This is a genomic window from Peribacillus sp. SIMBA_075 (genome assembly GCF_046534585.1).
The window spans coordinates 1-256 of sequence record NZ_JAWRYN010001038.1 but is presented as its reverse complement, the minus strand read 5'-3'; the positions used below and the strand labels follow the sequence as shown (position 1 = coordinate 256).

Genomic DNA, 256 nt, shown 5'->3' with positions numbered 1-256 from the left:
GCTTTGTTTGGCCACCATTTGTATATCGTTGCCTTGCTAACTTTCGCTCGCTCCGCAATTTTATCTACGGTGACCGCTTTAAAGCCATCTTCCAACAAGAGCTCGTAGGATGCGGAAAGGATTGACTTATGCGTTTCTACATTGCGCGGACGCCCTCTTTTTCCTTGCACATTCATCATTCCTCTTAAAATATACTATACGTCTAGTATACTTACTGCGGTTGAAAAAGGAATCGTTATTTGCCTATTTACAAAAC

1 protein-coding gene is annotated in these 256 nt (G+C 41.8%); it reads right to left on the bottom strand.

Annotated features, from left to right (window positions below; all coding sequences use genetic code 11):
* The coding region (locus SB775_RS31455) for a TetR/AcrR family transcriptional regulator (RefSeq protein WP_410865199.1) at window positions 1–179 on the bottom strand (179 nt) is incomplete at its 3' end.
* Window positions 180–256 lie beyond the last annotated feature (77 nt).